The 9219-nt window shown below is 73.3% G+C and carries 11 protein-coding genes; 6 read left to right on the plus strand and 5 right to left on the minus strand.

Going from position 1 to position 9219, the window contains the following annotated elements; translation table 11 throughout:
- The coding region (gene cynR, locus BZY54_RS09575; RefSeq protein ID WP_086724520.1) for a transcriptional regulator CynR at positions 1-594 on the minus strand (594 nt) is incomplete at its 3' end.
- A 122-nt stretch (positions 595-716) separates the two neighbouring features.
- Here cynR and BZY54_RS09580 point away from each other — a divergent pair.
- From BZY54_RS09580 to BZY54_RS09605, 6 genes are all read left to right on the plus strand, one after another.
- On the plus strand, positions 717-1310 hold the full coding sequence (locus BZY54_RS09580; protein ID WP_086724502.1) for a carbonic anhydrase: 594 nt from the start codon (positions 717-719) through the stop codon (positions 1308-1310).
- Positions 1311-1400: 90 nt separating this feature from the next.
- Positions 1401-1871, plus strand: a complete 471-nt coding sequence (cynS, locus tag BZY54_RS09585; protein WP_086724504.1) for a cyanase — start codon at positions 1401-1403, stop codon at positions 1869-1871.
- 44 nt (positions 1872-1915) lie between these two features.
- Entirely contained in the window at positions 1916-2416 is a 501-nt protein-coding gene (locus BZY54_RS09590) for a nucleoside deaminase (RefSeq protein ID WP_086724506.1), read from the plus strand.
- A gap of 40 nt (positions 2417-2456) precedes the next feature.
- Complete coding sequence (locus tag BZY54_RS09595; RefSeq protein ID WP_086724522.1) at positions 2457-2942, plus strand: nucleoside deaminase; 486 nt, start codon at positions 2457-2459, stop codon at positions 2940-2942.
- A gap of 303 nt (positions 2943-3245) precedes the next feature.
- A complete protein-coding gene (locus tag BZY54_RS09600; protein ID WP_086724508.1) occupies positions 3246-4484 on the plus strand; it encodes a sensor histidine kinase in 1239 nt (412 codons plus the stop codon).
- Positions 4481-5179 (plus strand): response regulator, encoded by a 699-nt coding sequence (locus BZY54_RS09605; RefSeq protein WP_086724510.1) that lies wholly within the window; start codon positions 4481-4483, stop codon positions 5177-5179. The genes BZY54_RS09600 and BZY54_RS09605 overlap by 4 nt, the downstream gene beginning before the upstream one ends.
- Before the next feature lie 4 nt (positions 5180-5183).
- Here the strand turns inward: BZY54_RS09605 and BZY54_RS09610 are convergent, their stop codons facing one another.
- The 4 genes from BZY54_RS09610 to BZY54_RS09625 form a co-directional block, all read right to left on the minus strand.
- Positions 5184-5987, minus strand: coding sequence for a COG4705 family protein (locus BZY54_RS09610; protein WP_086724512.1), 804 nt, complete (start codon positions 5985-5987; stop codon positions 5184-5186).
- A 123-nt stretch (positions 5988-6110) separates the two neighbouring features.
- The gene (locus tag BZY54_RS09615) at positions 6111-6638 is read right to left on the minus strand and encodes an NUDIX hydrolase family protein (protein WP_167413972.1); all 528 of its coding nucleotides are present in this window, start codon (positions 6636-6638) and stop codon (positions 6111-6113) included.
- A gap of 49 nt (positions 6639-6687) precedes the next feature.
- Entirely contained in the window at positions 6688-7878 is a 1191-nt protein-coding gene (locus BZY54_RS09620; RefSeq protein ID WP_086724516.1) for an amidohydrolase family protein, read from the minus strand.
- Positions 7878-9219, minus strand: a 1342-nt coding sequence (locus tag BZY54_RS09625) for a glutamine synthetase family protein (RefSeq protein WP_086724518.1), incomplete at its 5' end; no start/stop codon positions are given. The genes BZY54_RS09620 and BZY54_RS09625, both read right to left, overlap by 1 nt.

The raw sequence follows: 9219 nt of genomic DNA on the forward strand, positions 1-9219 counted from the left end.
CTGCCCGTACAGGAGCTGATGCTCCATCAGCTCCTGTACGGGCAGTGGGAGGGGCCGGCCGGCTCCGGGCCGGTGGTCGCCGGTGACGAGGCTGAGGGTCTCGGTGAACAGGGCGGTGACGGTGAGGCCGGGCAGATGGTCGCCGGCGAAGGCGATGCCGAGGTCGAGTTCGTCGGCGAGCAGTGCCGACTCGATGCGGTCCTGGGTCATCTCCCTGACGTCCAGGGTGACGCCGGGGTGGCGGCGGTACAACTCGGCGGTCAGGGGTCCCACCAGGTACGCGGTGAACGTCGGAGTCACCGCGAGCCGCAGATGACCGCGCGAGAGGTCCTGGACGTCCTGCACCGCGCGCTGCGCCGCCGCCAGGTCCCGCAGGGCTCGCCGGACGTACCGCGCGTACGTCTCGCCCGCGTCGGTGAGCCGGACGCCGCGGCCTGTGCGGTCGAGCAGTTGCACGCCCACGGTGCGCTCCAGCTGTCTGACCTGCTGGGAGAGGGTGGGCTGGGAGATGCGCAGATCCTCGGCCGCACGGGTGAAGTTCCCGTGCTCGGCCACGGCGAGCAGGTAGCGCAGGTGACGCAGTTCCGGACCCATGCCTCGATCATAGATGACAGCAATAGCTGTCATGAGTACTGCGTCTTGGACGCTATAGCTCCAGGCCATGCATGGTGGATTCATCGAGCCGGTCAGGCCGAACCCATCGAAGGGAGTGACCCATGCACGACCTCGCCGAGGGCGTCACGCGTTTCCAGCGGGAGGTGCACACCGCCAAGGCGGACCTGTTCGCCCACCTCGCCGGGCACCACGCGCCGCACACGCTGTTCATCGGCTGCTCCGACGCCCGCGTGGTCCCGGAGCTGATCACGGCCAGCGAGCCGGGAGAGCTGTTCGTGGTCCGCACCGCCGGAAACCTCGTCCCCGCCTACGCGCCGGGCCCCGACGCGGTGACGGCCGGCATCGAGTACGCCGTCGCCGTCCTTGGGGTGTCCGACATCGTCGTGTGCGGGCACTCCGCCTGCGGCGCCATGACGGCGCTGGCCGAGTGCCACGACCTGAGCGCCGTGCCGACGCTCGCCCAGTGGCTGCGCCACGCGGACGCCTCCCGCGCCCGTACGGCCGCCCGGGGGGACGTCGCGGCGCTGGTCCGCCAGAACGTGCTCGCCCAGCTGGCGAACCTCGCCACCCATCCCTCGGTGGCCCACGCCCTGGCCGAGGGCGACGTCACCCTGCACGGCTGGGTCTTCGACATCGCCACCGGCCGGGTGGAGACCGTCGACCCGGCCGGGCGGGACACCGCGCCCGCGGCCTGACCGCGGGGCCGCCCCGCCGGCTTCCGTACATCCGTCTCCGACACACCCACCCGTGATCCGGGAATCAGTCCTCAGGAAGGAAAAACTCTCATGGTGCACGCCCAGTTCGACCCCGCCGCCCGTCAGGCCCTGGCCGCCGTCGCGGTCGAGACCAAGACCCGCAAGGACCTCACCTGGCAGCAGATCGCGGACGCGGCCGGTCTGTCGGTCGCCTTCACCACCGCCGCCGTGCTCGGCCAGCACGCGCTGCCCGAGCAGGCCGCGCAGGCCGTCGGCGAGCTGCTGGACCTGGACGCCGACGCCGTGCGGCTGCTGCAGACGATCCCGACCCGCGGCTCCATCCCCGGCGGCATCCCGACCGACCCGACGATCTACCGCTTCTACGAGATGCTCCAGGTCTACGGCACCACGCTCAAGGCGCTGGTCCACGAGCAGTTCGGCGACGGCATCATCTCCGCGATCAACTTCCGGCTGGACGTCAAGAAGGTCGCCGACCCCGAGGGCGGCGAGCGCGCGGTGATCACCCTGGACGGCAAGTACCTGCCCACCAAGCCCTTCTGAACCGCCACCCCCTGAACCGCCACCCCCCACCGAAGGACCACCTCATGGACTTCGCACGACGCACCGTCGACCTCGCCCGCCGCAACGTCGCCGAGGGCGGGCGCCCGTTCGCGACCGTCATCGTCAAGGACGGAGAGATCCTCGCCGAGAGCCCGAACCGGGTAGCCCAGACCAACGACCCCACCGCGCACGCCGAGATCCTCGCCATCCGCGAGGCGTGCACGAAGCTGGGCACGGAACACCTGGTCGGCACCACGATCTACGTGCTCGCCCAGCCCTGCCCGATGTGCCTGGGGGCGCTGTACTACTGCTCGCCCGACGAGGTGGTCTTCCTCACCACCCGGGACGCCTACGAACCGCACTACGTGGACGACCGCAAGTACTTCGAACTCGACAACTTCTACGACGAGTTCGCCAAGAACTGGGACGAGCGCCGGCTGCCCATGCGCCACGAGCCCCACGACGGCGCGGTCGACGTCTACCGTCTCTGGCAGGAGCGCAACGGCGGCGAGCGCCGCGTCGCCGGTGCCCCCACCGCCCCCTGAAGGAGCAACCGTGACCTCGACCGAGCCGACCGCCGCCGAGATGCGGCACCTGGAACGCGCCGTGGAGCTGGCGGCCGAGGCACTGCGGGCCGGGGACGAGCCGTTCGGCTCGGTCCTGGTCGGCGAAGACGGACAGGTCCTGGCGGAGGACCGCAATCGGGTGCGCACCCTCGCCGACAGGACCCGGCACCCGGAGTTCGAGCTGGTTCGCTGGGCCACCGCCCACCTCACCGAACGGGAGCGGGCGGCGGCCACCGTCTACACCTCCGGGGAGCACTGCCCCATGTGCTCGGCCGCCCACGGGTGGGCCGGTCTGGGCCGTATCGTCTACGCGCACTCGGCGGCCCAGCTCGGCGAGTGGCTGGCCGAGCTGGGCGTGGAGCCGTCCCCGGTGCGCTGCCTGGCGATCCAGGACGTGGTGCCGGGCCTGCCGGTGAGGGGGCCCGTTCCGGCCCTGTCCGAACGGCTGCGCGAGCTGCACCGCGAGTTCCACCGGCAGGCACACGGAGGCCACGCCGGGCCGTGAGGCCGTCCCGGGGGCCGGGGGTGCGGCCCGATCGGCCGGCTGCCACGTCGTTCGGCGAGGCGGCCCCGCTCCGGGCCTGGACCCGGGCCGATCCGGGAGGCGGTGCCGCTTCGGCCTTAAGCCCCGGCTGGTCCGGCAGGCGGCCCCGCTACGGGCGGTCATGGCCCGGGCCCTAGCCGAGGACGGCCGGCGACGGGGTCATCCGAACGGTTGAACCCAGCCCGCCGCACCCGGGCGAGAATGACAGTGTTCGCCGAGCTCAGCGGGTGCCCGAGCCTGGCAGGTAGCAGCGAGGAGCAGCCCATGCCGTCCAGGAGCCGGACCTCCCCGGGCGGTACCCGGGCCGCCGACCACGAGGCACGCACACCGGTGCTCGTCGTCCACCTGGCGTTCTTCCTGCTGCTGGGCTCCTCCCTCGCCCGCTACGTGCAGCGGCACGGAGCCCAGCCCCAGGCGCCCGCAGTCCTCGCCCTGGCCGGCGCCCTGGCCGTGCTGTACGTCATCGGTCGCCGTACGGCGGCGGGCGCGGGCCGCTCCGCCCCCGGCATGGCCTGGCTCGGAGCGCTGGTCGTGGTCTGGGCCGTGCTGGTCGGCCTGGCGCCCAGCTTCGCCTGGTGCGCGGTGCCCCTCTTCTACACCGCGCTGCGCACCCTGCCGCCGCGCGCCGCCTACGCGCTCGTGTCGTTCTTCACCGCCTTCGTGGTCTTCGCGCAGCTGCGCCTCTCCGACCGTCTCGAGGTGGACGTGGTCGTCGGTCCACCGGTCGTGGCCGTCCTGGCGACCGCGGTCTTCACCCACATGGACCGGCAGGCCACCCGCCAGGCCGCCCTGATCCACGATCTGGTGCGCACCCGCCGCGAACTGGCCGCCACCGAGCGACGTGAGGGCACCCTCGCCGAACGCCAGCGGCTTTCCATGGAGATCCACGACACCCTGGCCCAGAGCCTGTCGAGTCAGCGGATGCTGCTCCAGGCCGCCGACCGGCTGTGGCGGACCGATCCGCGGCGCGCCCGGGACCATGTGCGCAGCGCCGCCTCCATCGCCGAGCACAGCCTGAGCGAGGCCCGCCGCTTCGTCCACGACCTCGCGCCCGCCGACCTTGCCGAGGGCGGCAGCCTGGAGGCGGCACTGCGCGGCCTCGCCTCCCGCGAGACGACGGCCGAACGCACCGTGACCTGCGTCGTCGACGGCCCTCCGGGGCCGCACGCGTTGCCCGACCGGGTGCGGTCGGCGCTGCTGCGCATCGCGCAGGGCGCCCTCGCCAACGTCCGGGAGCACTCCGGTGCGACCCGGGCCGCCCTCACCCTCACCTACCTCGGCGACCAGGTCCGTCTGGACATCGCCGACAACGGCCGCGGTCTCGACACCGCCGCACTGCCGGAACGCGCCGAGGGGGTTCGCGGACACGGACTGCCCGCGATCCGCGCCAGGGTCGGTCAGCTGGGCGGCACCCTCACGATCGAGTCCGCGCCCGGCGACGGCACCGTGGTGTCCGCGGCTGTCCCGCTCCACCCCCTCGCCGTGGAGGTCCTCACCCCATGAGCCGCGCCGAACCGACAGGGAACCCGGGGCCCGAGCCCGTACCCGCGCCACAGGCCGCCCCCACACCACAGCCCGTCCGGCTCGTGCTGTGCGACGACCACGCCGTGGTCCGCGCCGGACTGCGCGCCCTGCTCGGCAGCGCCGAGGGCGTCGAGGTGGTCGGAGAGGCGGACAGCGGGGAGGAAGCTGTCGCGCTCGCCGCCAAGCTCGTCCCCGACGTCGTCCTCATGGACCTGCAACTCGGCGCCGGGATGGACGGTGTGGAGGCCACCCGGCGGATCACCGCCGGCTCGCAGGGCGCGGTCCACGTCCTGGTTCTCACCACCTACGACACCGATGCCGACATCACCCGTGCCATCGAGGCCGGCGCCACCGGCTACCTGCTCAAGGCCGAGCGCCCCGAGGAGCTGTTCACGGCCATCCACAGCGCTGCGGCCGGCCGCACCACCCTGTCCGCGCCCGTCGCCCACCGTGTCATGGCCCGCATGCGCAGCCCGCGCCCCGGCCTCACCGACCGCGAGCGCGACATCCTCGGCCAGCTGGCCCGCGGGCTGACCAACCGGGACATCGCCAAGGCCCTCTTCCTCAGCGAGGCCACGGTCAAGACCCACCTGGGCCGCATCTACGACAAACTCGGCGTCGACACCCGCTCGGGCGCCGTCGCCGTCGCCAAGGAGCAGCGCCTGCTGCCGTGACCTCTCACCGGGGCCGGGCGTCCGCCCGCGAGACGGCCAGGTAGCCGACGAAGGCGAGGATCGCGGCCGTCCAGGAGAGGGTGACCGGGCCCAGGCCCAGATCGAGCCCTCCCCGGGCGCCCGGCAGAGCCATCCAGTCCGCGATCGAGGCGCCGAGGGGGCGGGTGATGACGTACGCCGTCCAGAAGGCGGTCACCGCGCCCAGCAGGCCGGCGCGGTGGGTGAGCGCCGGAACGCCTATCGCCACCGCGAACAGCACCACGGAGCCGAGGTAGCCGAAGCCGGCCGTCGCGGTGAGGTCGCCCGCCGCGGTGCCGAGCGCGAACGTGGCCAGGACCGCCGCCCAGTAGAAGGCCTCACGGCGGCGGGTGCGGACACTGTGGATCGACAGGGTCCGCTCGACGGCGAACCAGAGGGCGAAGACCGCGGCCAGCGCGATCAGGAAGGCGGGGGCCGAGACGGCGTAGGGGACGCCGAGGCCGACGTGGAGGACGTCGGCGGCCATGGTGCCGAACACGCTCACCATGACGACGGCCGTCCAGTAGATCCAGGCCACGTAGCGGCGGACGGCGAACTGCAGGACCAGCGAGGCGACCAGGGCCAGAGCGCCGAGCGCGACCGCCGGGACGGGGCCGAGGAGCCGGGCCAGGAAGTCGGACGCCGTCTCGCCCATGCCGGTGGTCAGCACCTTGATGATCCAGAAGTAGACGGTCACCTCCGGCACCTTGTTCGCCAGCACGCGGACGCGGGCGTGGCCGGGCGGCCGGTGACCGTCACGGCGGTCGTCGAGGACGTGCTCTGTGCTCATGGCGGGCACGATCGCATGATCAAATGGCGCTTTCCCAGACCTCTTTGCCAGGGTTTTGGCGGTTGTGGTGCAGGAGTTGCCCGAGAGAAAACCTCAGCACCACACAACGGCGTCGGTTCCGTCTCAGCACACGTATCCGACGTGCGCGAGCGCCTGCTTGAGCAGCACTCCGTGCCCGCCCGGCATCTCGCTCTGGACCACCGGGGAGGCCGCCTCCTGCGGGCTGAACCAGACCAGGTCCAGCGCGTCCTGCCGGGGGCGGCAGTCGCCGGTGACCGGGACGATGTAGGCGAGCGACACGGCGTGCTGGCGCGGGTCGTGGAACGGCGTGATGCCGGCCGTGGGGAAGTACTCGGCGACGGTGAAGGGTTGCAGGGAGGCGGGCACACGGGGCAGTGCCACCGGCCCGAGGTCCTTCTCCAGGTGGCGCAGCAGGGCGTCCCGGACCCGCTCGTGGTGCAGCACCCGCCCGGAGACCAGGGTCCGGCTGACCGTTCCGTCCGGTCCGATGCGCAGCAGCAGGCCGATGCTGGTCACTTCGCCGCTGTCGTCGACGCGCACGGGAACCGCCTCGACGTACAGGATCGGCATGCGGGCGCGTGCCGACTCCAGTTCGTCGGTGGTCAGCCAACCGGGCGTGGTTTCGGTCATGTCAGACATTGCTTGATCATACTTTCGGGGTCGTCCGGCGGACAGTTCGTCAGAGGTCGGTGGGGTCGGTGAGGTCGGTGGCGAGGTCGGTGAGTCCGTAGACCCGGCGGGCGTTGTCCCCTCCCGTCCAGCGGGCGATCCGCAGCGCGTCGGCGAGACTCAGCTCGTCGGCGTCCACCCGCTGCTGCAACAGCCCCGCCAGGCCCTGCCGGAAGGCCACCGCGCCGAGGTGGTGGAACTCGGCGACACCGTAGGCGTCGGAGCTGTACAGCAGCTTGCGGAACGGTGTGATCTCCAGGGCCTCCGCCAGGACCGCGCCGGCCCGGGCGGGACCGACGTGGTGCAGGGCCAGGCCGACGTCGAGGTAGACCTGCTCGAAGACGGCCGCGAGATGGGCCGCCTGGCGCTGGTAGGGCCAGCAGTGCAGCAGCATGACCGGGATCGTGCCGGCCGTCAGGTGCAGCCAGTCGGTGAGATGGGCGGGGTCGGCGCGGTGCAGGCGCAGGTCGTTGTCGCCGAACCCGGTGTGCAGCTGGAGGGGCAGGCCGAGGTCGACGGCCGTCCACCACAGGTGCCGGACGAGCACCGGGTCGTCCAGGCGGCGATCTCCGGCGCGGGCCAGCCAGCCGGCCGCCGCCCGCGCGACCTCCGCCTCGGAGGGGCGGTTCGGGTCGAGGGCGAAGCCGGTGCGGTAGGCGGCCACCGACTTCACCGCCACCACCTCCGGCGGCCCCACGGCCTCCTGCACGGCGGCGCGGAGGGCGGCGCCGTACTCGCCCGCCCCCACACCCCGCGCCGCCACGGCCTCCGCGACGCGCTCCAGCCGTACGACCTCGTACGCCACCGCGTCGCCGCCGGCCGCCCCGGCCAGTTCCGCCGGCGTGGTCAGGCGGTCGGGTGCGTAGCCGGTGTCGACGCAGAAGACGGCCGTGCCCGCCGCGGCGAGGAAGCGCCGGTTGACCTCTTGGGCACCCAACTCCGCCCGCCGGGCCAGGTATCGACCGGCCGGGGCGTGGCGCGGCAGATCCAGGACCGGGGCGCAGTGACGGCGCACGGCCACGCCGGCCGGGCTGTCGAAGGGCGAGATCCCGCTGCCGGGCCACACCTCGCCCTCGGTGAGCAGGGACTCCAGGCCCGTCCGGTCCAGGTCGGCGGTGACGACCCCGTGGCAGTGGTGGTCGACCAGCGGCAGCGCGGCGAGCACCTCGTGGACCGGCCCGGCACCGGCTGGTCCGCCCATCAGTACCTCCACCGGTAGGCCGCCGCCACCTGCTCGTCGTCGAGTCCGGCGACGGCCGCGATCTCCCCTTCGCGTACGGCGATCACCGCGTCGGCGAGCACCGGTCCGAGGGCGGCGCGCAGCAGTTCGTCCCCGCGGAACGCGGTGACGGCCTCCGCCAGGGAGGTCGGCAGCCGCCGTACGCCACGGGCCGAAGCCTCCGCCTCGTCGAGCCGCGCCGGGTCACCGGTGGTCTCCTCGGGCAGCGGCGCCGACGACGCGATTCCGTCCAGACCGGCGGCGATCAGACAGCCGAGCGCCAGGTAGGGGTTGGCCGCGAGGTCGACCGGTTTGACCTCCAGGTTGGCGGCCCGGTCGCGCAGGCCCAACGTTCCGGTGACGACCCGCAGCGCGGTCTCGCGGGTCTCCCGGCCCCACGCGGTGAACACCCCGGCCCACTGGGAGGGTCTCAGACGCAGGTAACTCGCCGGGCTCGGCGCGGTCACCGCCGTGAGCGCGGGCAGTCGGGCCAGCAGGCCGGCGGTGAAGGACTCCGCCTCGGCCGTCATGCCGTACCGGCCCTCGCCGCCGGTGTGCAGGTTGGTCCCTTCGCGCCATGCGGACAGGTGGACGTGCCCGCCGTTGCCGACGCCCTCGGCGAGGACGGCCGGGGCGAACGAGACCCTCAGCCCGTGCCGCCCGGCCACCGCCCGGACGGTCTGCCGCACCAGCAGGCTCCGGTCGGCCGCCGCCACCGGATCCAGGGCGCCGACCGAGATCTCGAACTGCCCCGCGGCGTACTCGGGATGGAGCTGGTCGACGTCGAGGCCCTGCGCCGCGCAGGCCGCCAGCAGGTCGGCGGTGAAGTCGCTCAGCTCCACCTGACGGGTCGCCCCGTACGCCGGCCCCGACACCGCGGGCTCGAACTCGCCTTCCGGCGCGCTCGCCCGGCCGACGGCCCACTCGATCTCGACGGCCGCCTTGAAGGTCAGGCCGTGGTGCTGTTCGGCGTCCGCGACGATCCGGCGCAGGAAGGTACGGCCGCAGCCGGGGTGCCGCTCCCCCTCCTGTGTGATCCGGTCCACCGGCGCCCAGGCCCAGCCGGGCTGCCCGGACAGGACCGCGAGGCGGCCGAGGTCCGGGTAGAGCCGCAGGTCGCCGTCCGGGGAGCCGAGGACGTCGGTGGTGACGATCGAGTCGTCGGCCAGGAAGGTGTCGAACACCGGCGACATGCCGACGCCCCAGGCCGCCGCCGCGGGCAGCTTCGCCACCGGGACCGTCTTGACCCTGCCGATCCCGGCGGTGTCGACGTAGGCCAGGACGACTCCGTGCACGCCCCGCCCGGCCAGCTCGCCGGCGAGC

The organism is Streptomyces carpinensis, assembly GCF_002154505.1.
Classification (GTDB): Bacteria; Actinomycetota; Actinomycetes; order Streptomycetales; family Streptomycetaceae; genus Streptomyces; species Streptomyces carpinensis.